This is a genomic window from Amycolatopsis sp. cmx-8-4 (assembly GCF_046548675.1).
Classification (GTDB): domain Bacteria; phylum Actinomycetota; class Actinomycetes; order Mycobacteriales; family Pseudonocardiaceae; genus Amycolatopsis.
Genome location: NZ_JAEBDZ010000042.1, coordinates 47,588 through 67,320, shown reverse-complemented (window position 1 = coordinate 67,320; position 19,733 = coordinate 47,588). Strand labels below are relative to the sequence as shown.

Annotated in this window: 21 protein-coding genes; 9 read left to right on the top strand and 12 right to left on the bottom strand. The window is 71.8% G+C overall.

All coding sequences use genetic code 11. The features are described 5' to 3' along the window. Positions 1-128 precede the first annotated feature (128 nt). Complete coding sequence (locus ACLJQZ_RS44585) at positions 129-1,334, bottom strand: amidohydrolase family protein (protein WP_410627370.1); 1,206 nt, start codon at positions 1,332-1,334, stop codon at positions 129-131. 127 nt (positions 1,335-1,461) lie between these two features. Between ACLJQZ_RS44585 and ACLJQZ_RS44580 the strand changes: the two genes are divergently transcribed. From ACLJQZ_RS44580 to ACLJQZ_RS44570, 3 genes are all read left to right on the top strand, one after another. Further along, positions 1,462-2,199 (top strand): SDR family oxidoreductase, encoded by a 738-nt coding sequence (locus ACLJQZ_RS44580; RefSeq protein WP_410627368.1) that lies wholly within the window; start codon positions 1,462-1,464, stop codon positions 2,197-2,199. Between the two features lie 13 nt (positions 2,200-2,212). Then, positions 2,213-3,175 carry an RNA polymerase subunit sigma-70 gene (locus ACLJQZ_RS44575; RefSeq protein ID WP_410627366.1) on the top strand — a complete coding sequence of 321 codons (963 nt, stop codon included), beginning with the start codon at positions 2,213-2,215 and terminating at the stop codon, positions 3,173-3,175. A gap of 139 nt (positions 3,176-3,314) precedes the next feature. Further along, positions 3,315-3,593 (top strand): hypothetical protein, encoded by a 279-nt coding sequence (locus tag ACLJQZ_RS44570; protein WP_410627365.1) that lies wholly within the window; start codon positions 3,315-3,317, stop codon positions 3,591-3,593. 49 nt (positions 3,594-3,642) lie between these two features. Here ACLJQZ_RS44570 and ACLJQZ_RS44565 read toward each other — a convergent pair whose 3' ends face one another. From ACLJQZ_RS44565 to ACLJQZ_RS44545, 5 genes are read right to left on the bottom strand one after another with little or no spacing between them, the layout of a single operon-like run. Next, positions 3,643-5,379: a glycoside hydrolase family 35 protein gene (locus ACLJQZ_RS44565; RefSeq protein WP_410627363.1), complete on the bottom strand. Its 1,737-nt coding sequence runs from the start codon at positions 5,377-5,379 to the stop codon at positions 3,643-3,645. Beyond that, positions 5,372-6,832 (bottom strand): alpha-N-arabinofuranosidase, encoded by a 1,461-nt coding sequence (locus ACLJQZ_RS44560; RefSeq protein ID WP_410627361.1) that lies wholly within the window; start codon positions 6,830-6,832, stop codon positions 5,372-5,374. The genes ACLJQZ_RS44565 and ACLJQZ_RS44560 overlap by 8 nt, the downstream gene beginning before the upstream one ends. Next, a complete protein-coding gene (locus ACLJQZ_RS44555; RefSeq protein ID WP_410627360.1) occupies positions 6,829-8,166 on the bottom strand; it encodes an ABC transporter substrate-binding protein in 1,338 nt (445 codons plus the stop codon). The genes ACLJQZ_RS44560 and ACLJQZ_RS44555 overlap by 4 nt, the downstream gene beginning before the upstream one ends. A 28-nt stretch (positions 8,167-8,194) precedes the next feature. Further along, positions 8,195-9,058, bottom strand: coding sequence for a carbohydrate ABC transporter permease (locus ACLJQZ_RS44550; protein WP_410627358.1), 864 nt, complete (start codon positions 9,056-9,058; stop codon positions 8,195-8,197). Next, complete coding sequence (locus ACLJQZ_RS44545; RefSeq protein ID WP_410627374.1) at positions 9,058-9,882, bottom strand: carbohydrate ABC transporter permease; 825 nt, start codon at positions 9,880-9,882, stop codon at positions 9,058-9,060. Before ACLJQZ_RS44545 ends, ACLJQZ_RS44550 begins: the two co-directional genes overlap by 1 nt. Before the next feature lie 215 nt (positions 9,883-10,097). Here ACLJQZ_RS44545 and ACLJQZ_RS44540 point away from each other — a divergent pair, with 215 nt between their 5' ends. Together ACLJQZ_RS44540 and ACLJQZ_RS44535 are read left to right on the top strand one after the other, a co-directional pair. Continuing rightward, a complete protein-coding gene (locus ACLJQZ_RS44540; protein WP_326951631.1) occupies positions 10,098-11,084 on the top strand; it encodes a LacI family DNA-binding transcriptional regulator in 987 nt (328 codons plus the stop codon). A 128-nt stretch (positions 11,085-11,212) separates the two neighbouring features. Continuing rightward, positions 11,213-11,398, top strand: coding sequence for a hypothetical protein (locus ACLJQZ_RS44535; protein ID WP_247056556.1), 186 nt, complete (start codon positions 11,213-11,215; stop codon positions 11,396-11,398). A gap of 7 nt (positions 11,399-11,405) precedes the next feature. Here ACLJQZ_RS44535 and ACLJQZ_RS44530 read toward each other — a convergent pair whose 3' ends face one another. Continuing rightward, complete coding sequence (locus ACLJQZ_RS44530; protein WP_410627372.1) at positions 11,406-12,029, bottom strand: DsbA family oxidoreductase; 624 nt, start codon at positions 12,027-12,029, stop codon at positions 11,406-11,408. Between the two features lie 142 nt (positions 12,030-12,171). Between ACLJQZ_RS44530 and ACLJQZ_RS44525 the strand changes: the two genes are divergently transcribed. Continuing rightward, positions 12,172-12,759: a QsdR family transcriptional regulator gene (locus tag ACLJQZ_RS44525; RefSeq protein WP_410627356.1), complete on the top strand. Its 588-nt coding sequence runs from the start codon at positions 12,172-12,174 to the stop codon at positions 12,757-12,759. Here the strand turns inward: ACLJQZ_RS44525 and ACLJQZ_RS44520 are convergent. Beyond that, the gene (locus tag ACLJQZ_RS44520; RefSeq protein ID WP_410627354.1) at positions 12,756-12,926 is read right to left on the bottom strand and encodes a hypothetical protein; all 171 of its coding nucleotides are present in this window, start codon (positions 12,924-12,926) and stop codon (positions 12,756-12,758) included. The genes ACLJQZ_RS44525 and ACLJQZ_RS44520 overlap by 4 nt on opposite strands. A gap of 339 nt (positions 12,927-13,265) precedes the next feature. On the opposite strand from ACLJQZ_RS44520, the gene ACLJQZ_RS44515 reads away from it, so the two are divergent. Continuing rightward, positions 13,266-14,192, top strand: coding sequence for an alpha/beta hydrolase family protein (locus tag ACLJQZ_RS44515; protein ID WP_410627352.1), 927 nt, complete (start codon positions 13,266-13,268; stop codon positions 14,190-14,192). Between the two features lie 20 nt (positions 14,193-14,212). Here the strand turns inward: ACLJQZ_RS44515 and ACLJQZ_RS44510 are convergent, their stop codons facing one another. Next, a complete protein-coding gene (locus tag ACLJQZ_RS44510; protein WP_410627351.1) occupies positions 14,213-15,058 on the bottom strand; it encodes a helix-turn-helix transcriptional regulator in 846 nt (281 codons plus the stop codon). 101 nt (positions 15,059-15,159) lie between these two features. Here ACLJQZ_RS44510 and ACLJQZ_RS44505 point away from each other — a divergent pair, with 101 nt between their 5' ends. Together ACLJQZ_RS44505 and ACLJQZ_RS44500 are read left to right on the top strand one after the other, a co-directional pair. Next, the gene (locus tag ACLJQZ_RS44505) at positions 15,160-16,029 is read left to right on the top strand and encodes an aldo/keto reductase (protein ID WP_410627349.1); all 870 of its coding nucleotides are present in this window, start codon (positions 15,160-15,162) and stop codon (positions 16,027-16,029) included. Positions 16,030-16,130: 101 nt separating this feature from the next. Next, positions 16,131-17,135, top strand: coding sequence for an LLM class flavin-dependent oxidoreductase (locus ACLJQZ_RS44500; RefSeq protein ID WP_410627347.1), 1,005 nt, complete (start codon positions 16,131-16,133; stop codon positions 17,133-17,135). A gap of 59 nt (positions 17,136-17,194) precedes the next feature. Here the strand turns inward: ACLJQZ_RS44500 and ACLJQZ_RS44495 are convergent, their stop codons facing one another. From ACLJQZ_RS44495 to sigK, 3 genes are all read right to left on the bottom strand, one after another. Next, complete coding sequence (locus ACLJQZ_RS44495; RefSeq protein WP_410627345.1) at positions 17,195-17,866, bottom strand: fasciclin domain-containing protein; 672 nt, start codon at positions 17,864-17,866, stop codon at positions 17,195-17,197. A 162-nt stretch (positions 17,867-18,028) separates the two neighbouring features. After that, the gene (locus ACLJQZ_RS44490; protein ID WP_410627343.1) at positions 18,029-18,754 is read right to left on the bottom strand and encodes an anti-sigma factor domain-containing protein; all 726 of its coding nucleotides are present in this window, start codon (positions 18,752-18,754) and stop codon (positions 18,029-18,031) included. Continuing rightward, positions 18,751-19,347 (bottom strand): ECF RNA polymerase sigma factor SigK, encoded by a 597-nt coding sequence (gene sigK, locus ACLJQZ_RS44485; RefSeq protein ID WP_247056573.1) that lies wholly within the window; start codon positions 19,345-19,347, stop codon positions 18,751-18,753. Before sigK ends, ACLJQZ_RS44490 begins: the two co-directional genes overlap by 4 nt. Positions 19,348-19,733: the final 386 nt, after the last annotated feature.

Here is a 19,733-nt window from a genome sequence, read left to right as displayed (position 1 = left end):
CGGGAACGTCCGGGTCAGCACGCCGATCGCCGCCTGGTCGGCCAGACTGGCGCCGGCACCACCTGTCTCAAAATCCACAAGTGGGCAGGTTACCGGCCATGCGGCGTTCTAAACGACCGGCATTGGGTCTAGGCCACCACTTCCCCGCCCTGCACCACGTGCCGGAACGGCCGGGTCAGCACCCCGATGTCGGCCAGCGGGTCGCCGTCCACCACCACGAGGTCCGCGTGCGCGCCGACGGCGAGGGTGCCGATCTCGCCCGTCAGGTTCAGCAGGTCCGCGGCCGTCGACGTCGCCGCGCGGATCACCTCCAGGGGTGACTGGACTTCGGCGCGCAGGCGGAACTCGTGGTTCTGGTGGCGGTGCATGCCGCCGAGGAGGTCGGTGCCGTAGACCAGCTTCACGCCGCCGCGGGCCGCTCGCTCCAGGGCGGCGAGGCCCGCGTCGAGGACCTCGTCCACCTTGCGCCAGCTCGATTCCGGCAGGCCGTGCTCGCGGCCTTCCTCCTTCAGCGCCCAGTACGTCACGAGCGTCGGCACGAGGTACGCGTCCCGCGAAACGAACAGCTCGACACTGCGGTCGTCGAGGAGGTTGCCGTGTTCGATCGACCGGACGCCCAGCTCGAGGGCCCGGTTGACGGCGCGGGCGGTGTACGCGTGCGCGGCGACGTACCGGTTCGCCGCCTCCGCCTCCTCGACGATCGCGCGCAGCTCGTCGGCCGAGTACTGCGTCGAGTCGATCCGGTCGGTCGGGGACGCGACGCCGCCCGAGGCCATCACCTTGAGGTGGTGGGCGCCCTTGCGCAGCTCGTCGCGCGCCGCGGCGCGGACCGCGTCGACGCCGTCGGCGATCCGGTTGAGGCCCGCGCAGCACGGGTGGTCGTCCCGGACGTGGGTGCCGCGGGTGCGGCTGTCGCCGTGCCCGCCGGTCTGGCTCAGCGCCTTGCCGCAGAACAGCAGCCGCGGCCCGCGGAACAGCCCCTCCGCCTGCGCGTCGGCGAGGCCGTAGTCGGCGCCCGCGACGTCGCGGACCGTGGTGAAACCGCGGTCGAGCATCGCGCTCATGATGCGCGCGGCCTGAGCCGCCGCGTAGGCCGGTGACTGCGCCGGCAGCGAGCCGAGGTCCGCGGTCGACGCGGCGACGTGCACGTGCGCGTCGATCAGCCCGGGCAGCACGACGGCGCCGCGCAGGTCGAGCGTCCGCACGTCGGCGGCGGCCGGCCCCGGCCCGGCCTCGGCGATCCGGCCGTCGGCGCACCGCAGGTCCCCTTCGGTGTACTCCCCCGTCAGCGGGTCGAGCAGGCGGGCGTTGCGCAGGAGCAGCGAAGAGGTCACCACGCCATTGGATCGGGCCGCCGCGCCGGATTCAACTGTGACCCAGCTCACGTCGGCGTCGCGACGGTTTCCGGCGCTCCCGCTGGTCTTGATCCGGACCGCACCGCACCACCACCCGGAGGGCCCGATGTCCCACCCCAGCCAGACCGCCGTCGTCACCGGAGCCGGCCGCGGCTTCGGGCGCGCGATCGCCGCCGCGCTCGTCGCCGACGGCCACACCGTCGTCGGCATCGCACGCAGCGAAGCCGAGCTCGAAGCGGCCCGGGACGAGCTCGGCGAGCGGTTCGTGCCCGTCGCCGCCGACGCGACCGAGGACGCGCTCGCGCGAGACGTCATCCACGAGCACCGGCCGGCGCTGCTCGTGCTCAACGCCGGGGCCGTGCCGCCCATGGCGCCGATCCACGAACAGACCTGGGAGACCTTCAGCCGCAACTGGCACGTCGACACCCGGCACGTCTTCGCCTGGACGCGCGCCGCGCTGCGGGAGCCCCTGGCGCCCGGCGGGGTCGTCGTGTCGATGTCGAGCGGGGCCGCCCTCGGCGGGTCGCCGCTCAGCGGCGGGTACGCCGGCGCGAAGGCCGCGGTCCGGTACCTGCGCGGGTACGCCGCCGGCGAGTCGGAACGCGCCGCGCTGGGCCTGCGGTTCGTCACGTTGCTGCCGCAGCTGACGCCCACCGCGGGCGTCGGCGCGGCGGGCGTCACCGGCTACGCCGCGCGTGCCGGCGTCGACCGCGACGCCTTCATCGAGGGCCTGCAGCCGGTCTTGACGCCGGAACAGGTCGCCAAGGCCGTCCTCGACGTCGCTTCGGACGCCGGAAGTGCCGCGGAGTACCAGGTCGACGGTTCCGGGCTGCGCGCGCTCTAACGTGGACGGGACCATGACCGACTTCGCCGCGGAGACCGAGCCGTTCCGGCCGGAGCTGCTCGCGCACTGCTACCGCCTGCTCGGCTCGATCCACGACGCCGAGGACCTCGTGCAGGAGACCTACCTGCGGGCGTGGCGCGGGTTCGGCCGGTTCGAAGGCCGCTCCTCGGTGCGGCGGTGGCTCTACAAGATCGCGACCACGGCCTGCCTGACGGCGTTGGCGACCCGGGCCCGGCGGCCGCTGCCGTCGGGCCTGGGCGCGCCGGCCGACGACCACCGGGTGCCCGTCGCCGACGCGGAACCGTCGGTGCCGTGGCTGCAGCCGGTGCCGGACGCGCTGCTCGACCCGGCGGCGATCACGGCGGGCCGGGCCGGTGTGCGGCTGGCGTTCATCGCCGCGCTGCAGCTGCTGCCCGCCCGGCAGCGCGCCGTGCTGACCCTGCGTGACGTGCTGGCGTTCCCGGCCGCCGACGTCGCCGGCATCCTCGACACGACGACCGGCGCCGTCGACAGCGCGCTGCGCCGCGCCCGCGCCCGGCTCGCCGAGGCGGCCCTGGCCGAGGACGACCTCGCCGAGCCCGGTGAACCCGCCCGCCGGACGCTGCTCGACAGCTACGTCGACGCGTTCGTCCGCGCCGACCCCGGCGCGCTGGTGACGCTGCTGCGGGCCGACGTCGAGCTGGAGATGCCCCCGATCCCGACGTGGTTCACCGGCCGGGACGCGGTCGTCGGGTTCCTCGCGAGCCGGGTGCTGCGCGAGGGCCGCTGGCACCTGGTCCCGACGCGCGCCAACGGCCAGCCGGCGCTGGTGGAGTACGCCAGGACCGGGAGCGGCTTCGAGGCCCACGGCGTCCAGGTGCTGACGCTCGCCGGCGACCGGATCGCGCGCATCACGGCGTTCAACGACCCGGCGCTGGTCCCGGCGTTCGGCCTGGCACCGGCCCGCGACAGCCGGCCCGCGGTACCCGACGCGTGACCGCGACCCGTGACTGCGCTGGGCCGAACCGGTACCGAACCCTCAGCTCCCCGGACGGGGCGTTTGTCGCGACCCGCACCGGGTACGCAGACCGGCACGCCCCCGGATCCGACCGGGTGCGGTGATCGAGGAGGCCGTCATGGCCGAACAGGAGAACCACCACGGCTGGTCGCCCGACGTCGGCGGCGACGACCCGACCGCGGCCGAGGCCGGCGACAAGGCCCGCGCCGCGACGGCGAGCGACGAAGGCGGCGGCCCCGGGGACCATTCGGTCGACGGGACGCTGACGGACACCGCCATGGAGCCGGACGCGGGTGACAGCGGCCGGCGCAGCGCGGAGGACATCGCGCGCGAGCACGGCCGGGAAGCCGCGGGCCACAAGGGTGCCGCCCAGCGGCCCTTCGGCACGGTGGACTGAGGGTGCCCGGGCCTGGCGCGCCGGAAGCACCGCCAGGCCCGGGACCCGCTCAGGCCTCGGTGTGCCCCAGCAGCGGGCGCGGCACGAACCGGACCGCCGGGTCCAGCAGCGTGTCCAGCTCGAGGACCGCGAGTTCGTTGGCTCCGCCCCGGACCACCGGGCGTGGCACGTAGAGCGTCCGCTGCGGCCCGCGCCGCCAGTACCGGCCGAGCAGGAAACCGTTGCACCACACCATTCCCTTGCCCCACCCGGCCGTGTCCAGGAACAGGTCGGCCGGCGCGGGGACGTCGAAGGACGCGCGCAGCAGCACCGGCCCGGCCACCGGTCCCGCGACTTGAGCGGACGGCTCCGGCGGCCCCGGCGGCGTGGCCAGGTCGATCGGCAGCACTTCCCAGCCCAGCAGCGGCGAACCGGCCACCGAGGCGCCGCCGACGATGCCCTTCGGCTCGCCGATCCGCGGGCCGTAGTCGACGCGGCCCTGGTCCTCGACCAGCACCAGCAGTTTCCCCGACGCCGGCAACCGGACCGCGCGGTCGTGGTGCTCCCGCAGCAGCGTGCCGACGCGGACGCCGTCCAGGAACACCGTCGCCCGGTCGCGGACCTCGCCGAACACCAGCACCCCCGGCCCGTCGACCCAGGTCCGCAGCAGCGCCAGCCGCGGCATCGGGGACAGCTCGTCGAACACCGGCAGCTCTTCGCACCACTGCCACGTGCCCCAGCGCTCCGGGGCGTCGAGCAGGAACACCGGGTCACCCAGCACCGCCGACGGCGTCGGGGCGGGCCGCGCCGGGGGCGGCGCCGCGTCCGGAACCTCGTGGTAGCGGGCGATCACCTCCCGGAACGCGTGGTACTTCGGTGTCGGGTCGCCGGCTTCGTCCAGCGGCGCGTCGTAGTCGTACGACGTGACGATCGGCCGGTAGACGCCCTTGTCGTTGGCGCCGCTGGTGAGCCCGAAGCTGGTGCCGCCGTGGAACATGTACAGGTTGACCGACGCGCCGGCGGCGAGCAGCGCGTCCAGTTCGGCCGCGGCGTCCGAGGCGGACGTCGTGTGGTGGTGGGTGCCCCAGTCGTCGAACCAGCCGTTCCAGAACTCGGCGCACATCAGCGGCCCGGTCGGCTGGTGCGCGCGCAGGACCGCCAGCCGGGCCACCGCGCCGGAGCCGAACGACGCGGTCCGGTGCAGCCCGTCCAGGCCGCCCGCTTCGAGCATGTCCGGCTGGTCCACCGTGGTCAGTGGCACGGTGACCCCCGCCTCGCGGGTGTACTCGGCCAGCGCCTTCAGGTACCGCTTGTCGTCACCGAACGCGCCGTACTCGTTCTCGACCTGGACGAGCAGCACCGGCCCGCCGCGGTCGACCTGGTGCGGCACCACGACTTCGAACACCCGCGTCAGGTACTCGCGTACGGCCGCGAGGTACCGCGGCTCGAACCGGCGCACGCCCACCGCGGGATCCCGGAACAGCCACGCCGGCAGGCCGCCGTTGTCCCACTCCGCGCAGATGTACGGGCCGGGCCGGACGATCGCGTACATCCCGGCGGCGGCGACCAGGCGCAGGAACCGGTCGAGGTCGAGGCCGCCGGTGACGTCGAAGGTGCCGGGCTCGGGCGCGTGCGCGTTCCACGGCACGTACGTCTCGATGGTGTTGAGCCCCATCCGCCGCGCCTTGTCGATCCGGTCGGCCCACAGGTCCGGGTGCACCCGGAAGTAGTGCAGGGCGCCGGACAGGATCCGGAACGGCCGGCCGTCGAGCAGGAAGTCCGTGTCCCCGATGGCGAACTCAGGCATCCGGGCCCGCCAGCCGGAGCACGGTCCAGGACAGGGGCGGCAGCGTCGCGGTGATGACGGTTCCCTTCGCGTCGGACGTCGCTTCCGCGCCGGACAGCGGCACCGGGCCCGCGGAGCCGAGAGTTTCGGCGGCGGCGACCGCGAACCTCCCGCCGCGGAGCCGGATCTCGACGTCGGTGCTCGTCTTCGTGGCGCGATTCGTCAGGAACACCGCACCGGCAGCCCCGTCGAGAGTCGCGGCGACGTCGACGACGTCGACTTCGCCGTGCTGGGCGGTGCGGATCCGGTCACCCCCGACGGACAACCGCAGGCTCACTCCCCGGCCCAGCGACGAGACGAGCCGGAACGGGTGGAACGTCGGCTGCCGCCAAGCCGGGCCGCCGGGCTCGGTGCGGATCGGCGCGATGGCGTTCACCAGCTGCGCCTGACTGGCCATGGTGACGCGGTCGACGTTGCGCAGCAAAGAGCTCAGCAGCGAGCCGACGACCACCGCGTCCGTGTGGGTGAACGTGTCTTCGAGCAGCGGCGGGTGCTCTCGCCAGCCCCCCGCGACGAGCCGCGGCTGGTCGGTCTCGTTCCAGCGGCGCAGGTCCCAGACGTTCCACTCGTCGACGCTGATCCCGACGGGACTCCCGACCTCGTCGATGATCCCGGCCGTCGTCCGGATGTAGGCGTCCAGTGCCGACGCGCTCGCGAGGTAGCTGTCGGTGTCGCCGTCGAGCTCCTGGTAGTAGGCGTGCAGCGAGATGTGGTCGACCAGCCCGGCGGTGTGGCGCAGCACCGTGCGTTCCCACGCGCCGAACGTCGGCATGCCGGCGTGGGAACTGCCCGCGACCACCAGCTCGACGTCCGGGTCGATCATCCGCATGACCCGGGCCGTCTCGGCGGCCAGCCGGCCGTACTCGTCGGCCGTCTTGTGCCCGATCTGCCAGGGGCCGTCCATCTCGTTGCCCAGGCACCACAGCCGGAAGCCGAACGGGCGGTCGGCGCCGTTCGCGCGCCGCCGCTCGCTCAGCTCGGTGCCGCCGGGGTGGTTGCAGTACTCCAGGACGTCGGCGGCGTCGGAGATCCCGCGGGTGCCGAGGTTGACCGCGTACATCACCTCGACGCCCGCGGCCTCGGCCCACGCCGCGAACTCGTGAAGCCCGAACCGGTTCGATTCGACGCTGTGCCACGCGGGGTCGAGCCGGACCGGCCGGTCGGGCCCGACGCCGTCCTCCCAGCGGTAGGCCGAGACGAAGTTCCCGCCGGGGTAGCGCACCACCGTCGGGCCCAGCTCCCGGACCAGCTCCAGGACGTCGCCGCGGAAGCCACGACTGTCCGAAGTGGAGTGTCCCGGCTCGTGGATCCCGGTGTACACGGCCCGGCCCAGGTGCTCGACGAACGAGCCGAAGAGGCGACGCGGGACCGGACCGACAGCCTCGCGCACGTCACCTTCGATCCGGACGCTCATCCCGCGCTGACCGTGAAACCCTGCTGGTTGCCGTAGTCGACCAGCGCCCGCTGCCACGCGGCCAGCCCGGCGTCGAGGCTCGTGCCGTTCAGGTAGGCCTGGCCGACGGTGTCGGTGAAGACGCTGTTGGCGTAGGTCTGGTAGGGCAGGTACGTCCAGCCCTTCGCGACGTCCTCCGACGCCTGCGTCAGCACCTGGTTGACCTTCTGGCCACCGAAGTACGGCACGGCCTCGTCGACGAACGCGGGCGAGGTCAGGTCCGCCGTGGTGGCCGGGAACCCGCCGCTCTCGATGAACGGCTTGACGCCGTTGCCGTGGTTGAGCCAGCGCACGAACGCCGCGCCCAGCGCCGGGTTCTTGCTCTGCTTGAGCACCGACTGCGTGCTGCCGCCGTTCTCCGCGGTGACCGGCTGGCCGTCGTAGGTCGGCATCGGCGCCACCGCCCACTTGCCGGCGCCGCCGGGGACCGAGGACTGGAAGTTGCCGGGCATCCAGGCCCCGGTGACCAGCGAGGAGACGGTGCCGTCGCCGAGCGCGCGGAACCAGTCGTCGGACCACTCCTTGACCGGCGCGAGCAGCTTGCCCGCGATCAGCTGGTCCCACAGCGCGGTCCACTTCTTCGCGCCCGCGTCCGCCAGGTTGATCTTCACGTTCCGGCCCTCGGTGGTGAACGGGTGCCCGCCCGCCTGCCAGATCATGCTCAGCGCGAAGCCGGGGTCACCGGTGTCGGAGGTGATGTACTTCGTCGGGTCGGCCGCGTGCAGCTTCTTCGCCGCCGCGACGTATTCCTCCCAGGTCTTCGGCACGGCGATGCCGTTCTTGTCGAAGACCTCCTTGTTGTAGAACAAGGCCATCGGGCCGGAGTCCTGCGGCAGGCCGTAGAGCCCGTTGTCGTTCTTCACCTGGGCCCAGGTCGACGCGCTGTAGTCCTTCTCGAACGCCTGGAAGCCGAACTGGCCGAGGTCGGCGAGCGAGTCGGTCAGCGCGAACTGCGGCAGCGCGTAGTACTCGACCTGCGCGACGTCCGGGGCGCCGGAGCCGGCCTTGATCGCGTTCTGCAGCTTGGTGTACTCGTCCTTGTTCGTGCCGGCGTTGACGTAGTTCACCTTGACGTTCGGGAACTCCTTCTCGAACGCCGCGACCTGGTCCTTCGCCGACGGCGTCCAGCTCCAGTAGGTGATCTCGCCGCCGGCCTTCAGCGCGGCGTCGACGGAGTCCTGGGTACCGGTGGCGCCGGCCGGCCCGGACGAGCTTCCGGACGAGCAGCCGACGGCCAGCAGTGCGGCCAGCGCGACGGCGCCGAACGCCTTGGCGCGACTACGGATGCGTGACATCGAGTGTCCCTTCACGACGGTGTGACGGTTATTGCTTGACGCTGCCCGCACTGAGCCCGGACTGCCAGAAGCGTTGCAGGAGAAGGAAAGCGACGACGAGCGGGATGATCGTGAGCAGTGAGCCGGTGAGCACCAGGTTGAACACCGGCTGCGCGCCGGCGCCGGAGGCCTGCGCGCTCCACTGGTTCAGCCCGACGGTCAGCGGGTACCACTTCGGTTCGCTGAGCATGATCAAGGGCAGGAAGTAGTTGTTCCAGGTGGACACCATGGTGAACAGCGCGACGGTCACGACGCCGGGGACCAGCTGGCGCAGCGTCACGGTGAAGAAGATCCGGAGCTCGCCGGCGCCGTCGATCCGCGCCGCCTCCATCAGCTCGTCGGGGATGGCTTCGGTGGCGTACACCCAGATCAGGTAGAGCCCGAACGGGCTGATCAGCGACGGGATGATGATGGCCAGCGGGGTGTTCGTCAGGCCGAGCTTGCTGAACATCAGGAACGTCGGCACGGCGAGCGCCGTCCCGGGCACGGCCACCGCGCCGAGGACGACGGCGAAGACCGCCTTGCGGCCGGGGAAGCGGTACTTGGCCATCCCGTACCCCGCCGCGGTGGCGAGGATCGTCGCGCCGCCGGCCCCGGCGCCGACGTAGAGCAGCGTGTTCCCCAGCCAGCGCAGGAAGATCCCGTTGTCGTAGGTGAACGTCTGGCCGATGTTGTCGAACAGCGCGAACGGGCCGCCGAACGACAGGCCCGAGCTGGTGAACAGCGCGGACTGCGTCTTGGTCGCGTTGATCAGCAGCCACACCAGCGGGACGAGGGTGTAGAGCAGGTACAGTGCCATGACCGTGGTGAGCACGCGCGAGCGGCGCGGCCGCGTCACCGAGACCGCCGTCATCACATCCCCTTCCGGGCGCCGCGCAGCTGGACGACGTAGGCGATGACGGCGGTGATCGCGCCCATCACGATCGCGACCGTGGCGGAGTAGTTGTACTGCTGGCCGCCGAAGGAGAGGTTGTAGGCGTACATGTTCGGCGTGTAGAACGTGCCGATCACGTTGGGCGCCAGCGTTCGCATGATGTTCGGCTCGTTGAACAGCTGGAAGCTGCCGATGATCGAGAAGATCGTGGCGATCACGATCGCGCCCCGCAGCGCCGGGAGCTTGATGCTCGCGATGGTGCGGAACGCGCCCGCGCCGTCGATCGCCGCCGCCTCGAACAGCTCCTTCGGGATCACCTTCAGCGCGGAGTAGAAGATGAGCATGTTGTAGCCCACGAACTCCCAGGTGACGACGTTGCCGATCGAGGCGAGCATCCAGTGGTCCGACAACGGTTTCACGACGTCGCGGCCGAGCAGGTGGTTCAGGTCCGCGGCCAGTCCGAAGTGGTCGCCGTAGATGAAGCCCCACATCAGCGCGGCGACGACCGCGGGCACGGCGTAGGGCAGGAAGATCACGATCCGGAAGAAGCCGGCCGCGTGCAGCCGGGCGCTGTCGATCGCCAGCGCCGCGACCAGCGCGAGCAGCAGCATCACCGGCACCTGGACGGCGAGGAACAGCAGCACCCGCAGGAAGGACGCCCAGAACTTCGCGTCGGCGAGCACCTCGGCGTAGTTGGCGGCGCCGACGAACGTCGTCCCGCCGAAGAAGGCCTGGTCGCGGAAGAGGCTGAGGCCGAACGCGTAGCCGATCGGCGCGAGGAACGTCAGCGCGAACACGACCATGAACGGGGCGACGAAGAGCCAGCCACGCCACTGGCGCCGTGGTCGGCGGGCCAATGAAGCCAGAGAAGGCACTGTGGACGTCATCGTCCCTCCGGCGGTTCGTACTGATGTTTACGTCAACATGGACGACCGGAGGGTAACGTGTTGACGTAAACATGTCCAGGACACCCGAGGAGTCACCCGTGTCGGCTGCACCCGCCCGCCGTGGACCGTCGATGGCGGACGTGGCCCGCGAGGCCGGCGTCTCGGGCCAGACGGTCTCGCGGGTGGCGAACGGCCGGACGAACGTCGACGACGCCACGCGCGAACGCGTCCTGGCCGCGATGCGCCGGATCGGCTACCGGCCCAACAGCGCGGCCCGCGCGCTGCGCAACGGGACGTTCCGCAGCATCGGCGTGATCATCTCGGCGCTGCCGACCTTCGGGAACAGCCGCACGCTCGACGCCATCGCGGCGGCGGTCGTCGCGGAGGGCTTCTCGATCATCCTGATGCCGGTGACGCGCCCGACGCAGGGCGAGGTCACCGGCGCGTTCAGCAAGCTGAACGAGCAGGCCGTCGACGGCGTCGTCATCCTCATCGAGCAGCACCAGCTCGACCAGAGCGAGATCGAGCTGCCGCACGGCCTCCCGGTCGTGGTGATCGACTCCAGCGCCCGCTACGACTACCCGGTCGTCGACACCGACCAGGCCGACGGCGCGGCGACCGCGACCCGGCACTTGCTCGACCTCGGGCACCGCACGGTGTGGCACATCGCGGGCCCGCCGCAGTCGTACGCGGCCGAGCGGCGCCGGAAGTCGTGGCAGGCCACCCTGGAGCGTGCCGGGCGCGAGGTGCCGCCGGCGTTGACCGGCGACTGGTCCCCGGAGTCGGGCTACCGCGCGGGACGGTGGCTCGCCACGGACCCGGCGGTGACGGCGGTGTTCGCGGCGAACGACCAGATGGCGCTCGGACTGCTGCGCGCGTTGCACGAAGCCGGCCGGAGCGTGCCGGGCGAGGTGAGCGTCGTGGGCTTCGACGACATGGACGAGTCCGCCCACTTCTGGCCGCCGCTCACGACGATCCGCCAGTCGTTCGAGGCGGTCGGCCGTCACGCGGTGGCGGCCCTGCTCGCCGAGATCGCGGCGGACGTCGAAGCGGGCGCGCCGGTGACCGTCCCGACCGAACTGGTCGTCCGCGCCAGCACGGCACCGCCGCCGGAATAGCCGGTTTCACCCCGCGTCCCAGGGGGAACTACTGGCCACCAGCCGGACGGCGATTTTGTTGCCCGGTAACGCAAATGCCGTAGTGGTGTGGACCATTCAGCGGTGTCCACCAAGGAAACGAGGACGTCATGCTCGCCATCGTCGCCGCAGTGCTGTTCGGGATCGCCCTGATCATGGAGCTCGCCGGGTTCAGCCTCGGCCCGGTCATCACCACGAGCACCCTGACCACCGCCGGGCTCCTGTGCGTCGCGCTGCACCTGGCCGGTGTCGCCACCGACCGGTCGCGCTTCAGCCGGAGCCGCCGTCGCCGCTGACCCGCCGCTAGCCCGCCGCGGGCTCCAGCGCCCGGCGCAGCACCTGGGTGAACACCTCGGGTGTCTGCGCGCCGGCGACACCGAACCGGCTGTCGATCACGAAGAACGGCACACCGGTCGCCCCGAGGGCCCGCGCCTGCTCACCGTCCGCCTCGACTTCGGCTTCGTAGGTGCCGGACGCCAGCACGGCGCGGGCCTCGTCGGCGTCCAGGCCCGCCTCGGCGGCCAGCTCGACCAGCGAGTCGCGGTCGAACAGCGACCGCCGCTCGGTGAAGTGCGCGCGGTAGAAGCGGTCGACGACCTCATCGGCCAGGCCGCGGTCGGCGGCCAGGTGGACCAGCCGGTGCCCGTCGACGGTGTTTCCCATGTGGACACCGTCGAGGTGGTACTCGAGCCCGTCGGCCGCGGCGCGCTGTTCCATCTGCGCCTCCATCTCGTCGGCCTCTTCGAGCGTCCGGCCGTACTTCTCCGAGAGGAGCTCGCGCGTCGGCCGCGACGTCCCGCGCGGGAACGACGGGTCGAGCTGGAACGAGTGGTGCACCACCTCGACGTCCACGCCGAGCTCGGCCACGGCCTGCTCGAACCGGCGCTTGCCGAGGTAGCACCACGGGCAGACGAGATCGGACCAGATGTCGACGCGCACGACGTACTCCTTGATCGGGAACTCCCACCACCGTAACCACGGGGCGCCACGCACTTCAACGTAACCGTCGGCGACCTGCGGGGAATTCCCTGCGCTCAGGGGGATCCGGGCGGGTACTAGGCTGCGCCCGGTGACTGTCTCGACCGACGACATCGTCCGGCACGCGGCCCGGCTGCTGTTCGCCGGCACCCGTCTCGACCTCGGCCGGATGGCCGCCGAGCTGGGGATCTCGCGCACGACGTTCTTCCGCCGCGTCGGCAACCGCGACGACCTGATGGGCGCCGGGCTCCTGCTGCTGTCCGACCGCACCTGGCAGCAGGCGCTGGAGCGCTGGCACGCTCGGTACGGCGACGACGTCCGCGGCCCGGACGGGCGGCTGCGCTGCCTGTGGGTGATGGAGGAGTACCGCCGCGAGGTCGCCGGCAACGAGGGCATGCGCAAGCTGTTCGCGACCGAGTCGACGGTCGCCCTGCGGGTCCTGACCGACCCGCGTGGCGGCGTCCAGCCCGCCCTGGTCGACGCGCACGTCGACCTGTTCCGCGCCGACGCCGAGGCCGCCGGGCTCACCCCGCTGGTCCCGCTGCCCGACCTGGCGTTCGCCGTGGTCCGCCTGGGCGAGTCGTTCCTCTACTCCGACGTCCTGGCCGCGCGCGCGGTCGACCTGGCGGTGGCGACGACGCTGCTCGACAAGCTCGTCCAGGGCGCCCTCGAACGCTAGGCGGGCGCCGTGTTGGCCACTCCGGTCGCCATGTTGGCCACTCCCGGCAGCGTGTTGGCCACTCCGGTCGCCATGTTGGCCACTCCGGGCAGCGTGTTGGCCACTCCGGTCGCCGTGTTGGCCACTCCGGTCGCCATGTTGGCCACTCCGGTCGCCGTGTTGGCCACTCCGGGCAGCCTGTCGGCCGTTGGCGGGCGCCCGGACGTTCACGAACGGCCAATACGGTGACCGGAAGCACCAACACGGCGACCGGAGCGGCCAACACGGCATTGCTCGTCCAGGGCGCCTTGGAGCGCTAGGTCTGGTCCTCATTCACCAGCAACCGGACAATTCCTCACCCGTTCGGCCGTTGTGGAACATTTCAGCGAAGTGTTTCATGGGGCGACGGGAGCGGCCCACTCCGCCTCCTCGCACGCGGCATGCGTTCCCCTGCCGTGCAACGGTTCCATCGATCCGCCGTCCGTATCCGGGCGCACTTTCGCCTGCCCGGGGAAAGAGAGCGATCCATGTCCGTACTCACCAGCCCGCCGACGTCGTCTGGCTCGGGTGAGAAAACCCGCCGCCTCGGCTGGCGCAGCAAGACCGCCGGTGTCGTAGCGGCCGCGCTGGCGCTGACCACCGGTGTCGTCGCGCCGGCCCCGGCCGCCGCGAACCCCTACGAACGGGGTCCGGCACCGACCACGTCCAGCATCGAAGCCAGCCGCGGCAGCTTCGCGACCAGCACCACCACGGTGTCCCGGCTGGCCGTCTCCGGCTTCGGCGGCGGCACCATCTACTACCCGACGAGCACGACCGCCGGCACGTTCGGCGCGATCTCGATCGCCCCCGGCTTCACGGCCACCCAGTCGAGCATCTCCTGGCTGGGCCCGCGGCTCGCGTCGCAGGGGTTCGTGGTGTTCACCATCGACACGCTGACCACGAGCGACCAGCCCGACAGCCGGGGCAGGCAGCTGCTGTCCTCTTTGGACTACCTGACCCAGCAGAGCTCGGTGCGGTCGCGGATCGACAGCAGCAGGCTCGGCGTCGTCGGGCACTCGATGGGCGGCGGCGGCACCCTGGAGGCAGCGCGCTCGCGGCCGTCCCTGCAGGCGGCCATCCCGCTGACCGGCTGGAACCTGACGAAGAGCTGGTCGACCGTGCGGGTGCCGACGCTGGTCGTCGGGGCCCAGGCGGACACCGTCGCCCCGGTGGCGTCGCACTCGATCCCGTTCTACACGAGCCTGCCGTCCTCTTTGGACAAGGCGTACCTGGAACTGCGTGGTGCCAGCCACTTCGCGCCGAACTCGGCGAACACGACGATCGCGAAGTACACGCTGTCCTGGCTCAAGCGGTTCATCGACGACGACACCCGGTACGAGCAGTTCCTCTGCCCGATCCCGGGCACCAGCACGACGATCTCCGACTACCGGGGCAACTGCCCGCACGCCGGCTGATCGGTCCGCCGGGCCCGCGCTCAGCGCGGCGCGGGCTCGGCGGCCCACTGCAGCAGGAACCGCAACGCGGATTCCGAGCCGGACCCGGGCTCGGCGGTGTAGGCCACCAGCCGCTGACCCGGGTGCGTCTCCACCGAGAACTGCTGGACGTCCAACGTGACCGCGCCCGCCACCGGGTGCACGTAGGTCTTGGTCAGCTCCCGCGGCCCGCGCACCTGGTGGCTGCTCCACCACGACCGGAACTCCGCGTCCTTCAGCACCAGCTCACCGACCAGCGCCGCCAGCACCGGGTCGGCGGGGTCCCGGCCGGCCTCCATGCGCAGCACCTCGACGCACGCGCGCGCCGCCCGCGGCCAGTCCGCGTAGCGGGAGCGGTAGCCGGCGTCGAGGAACGTCAGCCGGATCAGGTTGCGCTCGGCCGGCGCCAGCGCACCGAAGTCGATCAGCAGCGCGACGGCCGCGCGGTTCCACGCCAGCACGTCCTGCCGGCGGTTCAGCACCAGCGCCGGGATGTCGGGCATGCTGTCGAGCAGCCGCCGCAACGGGCCCGCGACCCGATCCGCCGCGGACGGCCGGGGTGAGGTGCGCGGCGCGACGTCGGCCAGCGTGAACAGGTACGCGCGCTCGTCCGGGGCCAGCCGGAGGGCGTCCGCGAGCGCGTCCAGGATCGTGCGGGACACGCGCCGGGTGCGGCCCTGCTCCAGCCGGATCACGTAGTCCGTGCTCACGTGCGCGAGCTGCGCCAGCTCCTCCCGGCGCAGGCCGGGCACCCGTCGCGGCCGGTCGTCGTCGGGCAGCCCCGCCCGGCGCGGGTCGAGCGCGGCGCGGCGGGCCCGCAGGAATGCGCCCAGTTCGGTGCCATCCACGCCTCCAGTGTCGCACCGGTCGGCGCCCGGCTGCCTGGTACGCGCGTGCATAGGCAACACCCTCCCTGGCCCGCCGCCCGCGGCCGGCCGACGGTGGGGTCATGACCACTCCACGAATCGGTTACGGCGCGATGCGGCTCACCGGGCCGGGCCACTGGGGCGACTATCCCGACCGCGAAAGCGGCGTCAAGCTGCTGCGCCAGGTCGCCGACGCCGGCGTGACGCTGATCGACACCGCCGACGTCTACGGCCCGCACACGAACGAACAGCTGATCCGCGACGCGCTCCACCCGTACCCGGCGCACCTGCGGATCGCGACCAAGGGCGGGTTCGTCCGCAGCGGCCCGGAGATCTCGACGATCGCCGCGCTCGGCCACCGCCAGTACCTCCGCCAGTCCGCGAAGCTGAGCGCGCGCCGCCTCGGCGTCGAGCGGCTCGACCTCTACTACCTGCACAGCGGCTGGGCGCGGGACGCGTCGTTCGAGGAGCAGGTCGGCACCCTCCCCGAGCTGCGGGACGAGGGCGTGATCGGCGACGTCGGCCTGTCGAACGTGACGCTCGAGCAGCTCCGCACCGCGCAAGGCATCGTCGAGGTCGCCGCCGTCACCGCGCACTACAACGTCGCGGACCGCCACGAGCAGCCGCTGCTGGACGCCGCCACCGAGGCCGGCGCGGTCTTCGTCCCGTGGCAGCCGGTGTCGTTGTCCGTCCCGGGCGCACCGACGGACACCGCCGGGCCGGACGCGGTCCGCCGCGTGCTCGAGCCCATCGCCGCGCGGCACGGCGCGACCGTCTCCCAGGTCGCGCTGGCCTGGCTGCTCGGCCGCTCCCCGGCCGTCCTGCCGATCCCCGGCACGACGTCGATCGCGCACGTGCGGGAGAACCTGGCCGCCGCGGACCTGGCCCTGAGCCCCAAGGACCACACGACGATCACCCGGCTGGGGGGTCGTGAGTGTTTAGGAGGGTTCTAACCCTCCTAAACACTCACGACCGGCGTTCAGCAGGTGGGACGACGGCGTCCGAGGGGCAGAATCGAGAGCGTCATCCCGTCCCGGATCGTGGAGGAACACCGGTGTCGCGACCCCTGCGGAAGCTCGGCTTCCTGACCATCGGCCTGTTCGACGCGGCCGACCCGCGCCGCGGCCACGAATCGACCCTCGAGATCATCGAGCTCGGGGAACAGCTCGGCTTCGACAGCGCCTGGGTGCGGCACCGCCACCTGCAGTACGGCATCTCGTCGCCGGTCGCCGTGCTGGCCGCGGCGTCGCAGCGCACCAGCCGGATCCACCTCGGCACCGCGGTGATCCCGCTGGGCTGGGAGAACCCGCTGCGGCTGGCCGAGGACCTCGCCACGGTCGACCTGCTCTCGGGCGGGCGGCTCAACCCGGGCCTGAGCGTCGGGCCGCCGATGCGCTGGGACGAGGTCAAGCCGGCCCTCTACCCGGACACCGCGGACGCCGAGGACTTCGGCTACGAGCGCGTCCAGCGGCTGCTGGACTTCGTGCGCGGCGAGCCGGCCACGGAGTTCAGCGGCACCGCGGGCTTCGAGGTGTTCTCCGACCGCGTCCAGCCGCAGGCGCCCGGGCTCGGCGACCGCCTCTGGTACGGCGGCGCGAGCCTGCGCTCGGCCGAGTGGGCCGGCAAGCACCGGATGAACTTCCTGACCAGCAGCGTCGTCAAGGCCGAAGAGGCGGACGACTTCGCGGACATCCAGCTGTCCCACATCCGGACCTTCCGCGCCGCCCACCCCGATGGCGAAAACGCGCGGGTCTCGCAGGGGCTCGTCGTCGTCCCGACCGACAGCGCCACGCCGGAACAGCGCGCCAAATACGAAGCGTTCGCCGCGAAACGGCTGCCGCGCACGGAAACCCCGCAGGGCCCGGCGCGAATGCTGTTTTCCCCCGATTTCGTCGGCACTTCCGCGGAAATCGCCGAGCGGCTGCACGCCCACGCCGCGTTCCGGGAAATCGACGAGGTCGCTTTTGCGCTGCCGTTCACCTTCGAGCACGAGGACTACGTCCAGATCCTCACGGACATCGCGACGAAGCTCGGCCCGGAGCTCGGCCGGCACCCCTGAGACGCGGAAAGTCCACAGTGGCCTCGATGAGGCCACTGTGGACTGATCCGGGGAAATGCTTACTTGTTGGTGCCCGGGGTGAGCACCTTGTCGATCACGAAGACGGTGGCGTTCTTGGTGGGGATGTTGCCACAGAGGATCTTCGCGCCGTTGACGGTCATGTTGTCACCGGTGCCCTCGATCTTCAGCGGGCCACCGGCGGCGTTCAGCGAGTCGAGGGTGCCGGCGGACGCGAGGCCCTTGGCGTCGTAGCGCTTGCCGACGACGTGGTACTGCAGGATCGGCGAGAGCTCGGCCGGCTTGCCCGCCAGTTCGTTGAACTTGGCGTCACCCAGCGCCGCGAAGGCCGGGTCGGCCGGGGCGAACACGGTGATGGCCGGGGCGCTGTTGAGGGTGTCGACCAGGTTGGTGGCCTTGACCGCGGCGACCAGCTTGGTCAGCAGCGGGTTGGTCGAGGCGGCGGAGGCGACGGGCTGCGGGCCCATCGAGTCCAGCGAACCCGGCGCGGACCCCTGCGGCAGCTGCGAACAGGCCGGGCCGAAGACGTCGGCGTTGGTCGTCATGCCATCGGAAGCACCGGCGTCGGCGCTGGAGGACGGGGCGGCCATCGAGGACGACGGGGCCGGGGCGCTGGAGCTGCTCGACGACGCGGTGTCGCTGCCGCTGCACGCGGTCAGGGTGAGCGCGGCGGCCGCCGTCAGACCGATACCGGCAATACGAAGGTTACGCACGAAAAATCACTCCATTAAGCGGCTTGGACAGTTCACTCGGAACTGTTTGTTGTGGGTCATTCGGGGCTGCGGTAAAAACGGATTGGGTCCGATCGGGTGACACGGCTCACTATGCGGTGAAAACGAAACCGTGTCACCCTGCCGGCGTTTCGGCGAAACCGGTCAAGAAAGGGAAATCGTGCTGACCGGCGCGGTCGTCGGACCCGCGGAACCGCCCGCGGGCTCGACGGTGATCCCGATGTGGTCGGTGCCCGGCGGGATCGCGGCGAGCATCGGGCGCATCTGGTGCGGCGACTCGGGTTGCATCAACCCCGCCGACCGCGTGCCGTCGGCGCCGGTGAACCACACCTGGTAGGCGTGGCCCGCGTCGAGCGCCGGGAACCCGGAGGCGAGCAGGACGGCCTTGCCCTGGCCGCGCGACACCACGAGCGTGGCGCCGCTCTGGCCGGAGCCCTTGAGCGTCGAGGCGTCCGGCGCGGTCAGCACCGAGTTGAGCGACGCCTGTTCCTGCTGGGCGGTGTCGAGCTGCCGGTCGCTGGAGGCGGTGTGCACGCCGAACGCGACCGCCACGACGGCCGCGGCGGCGGCGCCGAGCAGCGCGACGCGCACCTGCCAGGTCCGCGCCCGGCCGGACGCGGCGCCGATGGCGGTCACCTTGGGCGGCACCTGCCGGGTCCGGGCCACCTCGGCCAGCACGCGGGCCCGCAGCTCCGCCGGCGGGTCGACCGCCACGGCGACGGCGAGCCGCGAGCCGGTCGCCCGCAGCTCTTCGACCTCTTGGCGGCAGGCGGCGCACTCCCCGAGGTGCCGTTCGAACTCGGCACGCTCCGCATCGGACACCGCGTCGAGCGCGTAAGCGCCGGTCAGTGTGTGCAGTTCGGCAGTCATCGTTCCACCCCCAAGCAGTCGCGCAGCCGGATGAGCCCGTCCCGGATCCGGGTCTTGACGGTGCCGGGTGCCACCTTCAGCACCTCGGCCACTTCCGGGTAGGTGTAGCCGTTGTAGTAGGCCAGCACGATGGACTCGCGCTGCAGGTCGGTCAGCGCGGACAGGCACTGGCGCACCCGCTCCTGGTCCAGGCTGGCCATGGTGGACTCGGTGACCTCGTCGAACGGCCGCTGCACGTCCATCCGGCCGACCTTGTCCTCGCGGTCGAGCACGGCCTGGTGGGAGCGCACGCGGTCGACGGCCCGGCGGTGGGCGATCATCAGCACCCACGACAGCGCGCTGCCGCGCTCCGGGGCGAACCTCGTGGCCTTGCGCCACACCTCCACCAGTACCTCCTGAGCCACTTCCTCGGCCTGGGCGTGGTTGCGCAGCACGCGCATCGCCAGACCCAGCACCGGACCGGCGATGAGGTCGTAGAGCGCCGAAAAAGCGCTCTCGTCCCCGGCCCCGACCCGCTGCAGCAGCTCCTCGGCACTGGCCACGGTCACCGGAGCCTCGTCCGTATGCAGCCGCAGCCGCCCACGCTCACCCATCCCCGGCAACCTCCACGTCACCCACGACGCCCTCCGGCATCTGCGAGGGATTCGCGACCGGCGGGCGCGGCGGACTGGTCTGTGCGGCGATGAGGTGGCGTGTCCCACCCGGACGGGGCAAGTTCGGCAACCGGACCCATCCGTCCGGTCAGCGGCTCCGAACGCTTGGTGTCGCGGACTGGGTCCGGTCCGGCCGCTTTGTGAAAGTCGCGACGAATCCTTCACGTTCGAGGCTGCGCGTTGCCCGTTTTTCCGCGCTCACGGTGACCTTTAGCACTTCTCGGTCCCCCTATGGAGTGAAACGCTTTCGCGTTGAGAAGGCATTGACCTCACTATGGGTTATCTCCAGAGCAAGATCGACAGAACCGACGAGACGTGAGGGGCCA

What these genes read in the sequence shown, in the direction of transcription:
- ACLJQZ_RS44580 (WP_410627368.1), top strand. Translation starts at nt 1,462, where the DNA reads ATGTCCCACCCCAGCCAGACCGCCGTCGTCACCGGAGCCGGCCGCGGC.
- ACLJQZ_RS44575 (WP_410627366.1), top strand. Translation starts at nt 2,213, where the DNA reads ATGACCGACTTCGCCGCGGAGACCGAGCCGTTCCGGCCGGAGCTGCTC.
- ACLJQZ_RS44570 (WP_410627365.1), top strand. Translation starts at nt 3,315, where the DNA reads ATGGCCGAACAGGAGAACCACCACGGCTGGTCGCCCGACGTCGGCGGC.
- ACLJQZ_RS44565 (WP_410627363.1), bottom strand. Translation starts at nt 5,379, where the DNA reads ATGCCTGAGTTCGCCATCGGGGACACGGACTTCCTGCTCGACGGCCGG.
- ACLJQZ_RS44560 (WP_410627361.1), bottom strand. Translation starts at nt 6,832, where the DNA reads ATGAGCGTCCGGATCGAAGGTGACGTGCGCGAGGCTGTCGGTCCGGTC.
- ACLJQZ_RS44555 (WP_410627360.1), bottom strand. Translation starts at nt 8,166, where the DNA reads ATGTCACGCATCCGTAGTCGCGCCAAGGCGTTCGGCGCCGTCGCGCTG.
- ACLJQZ_RS44550 (WP_410627358.1), bottom strand. Translation starts at nt 9,058, where the DNA reads ATGACGGCGGTCTCGGTGACGCGGCCGCGCCGCTCGCGCGTGCTCACC.
- ACLJQZ_RS44545 (WP_410627374.1), bottom strand. Translation starts at nt 9,882, where the DNA reads ATGGTCGTGTTCGCGCTGACGTTCCTCGCGCCGATCGGCTACGCGTTC.
- ACLJQZ_RS44540 (WP_326951631.1), top strand. Translation starts at nt 10,098, where the DNA reads ATGGCGGACGTGGCCCGCGAGGCCGGCGTCTCGGGCCAGACGGTCTCG.
- ACLJQZ_RS44535 (WP_247056556.1), top strand. Translation starts at nt 11,213, where the DNA reads ATGCTCGCCATCGTCGCCGCAGTGCTGTTCGGGATCGCCCTGATCATG.
- ACLJQZ_RS44515 (WP_410627352.1), top strand. Translation starts at nt 13,266, where the DNA reads ATGTCCGTACTCACCAGCCCGCCGACGTCGTCTGGCTCGGGTGAGAAA.
- ACLJQZ_RS44505 (WP_410627349.1), top strand. Translation starts at nt 15,160, where the DNA reads ATGACCACTCCACGAATCGGTTACGGCGCGATGCGGCTCACCGGGCCG.
- ACLJQZ_RS44490 (WP_410627343.1), bottom strand. Translation starts at nt 18,754, where the DNA reads ATGACTGCCGAACTGCACACACTGACCGGCGCTTACGCGCTCGACGCG.
- sigK (WP_247056573.1), bottom strand. Translation starts at nt 19,347, where the DNA reads ATGGGTGAGCGTGGGCGGCTGCGGCTGCATACGGACGAGGCTCCGGTG.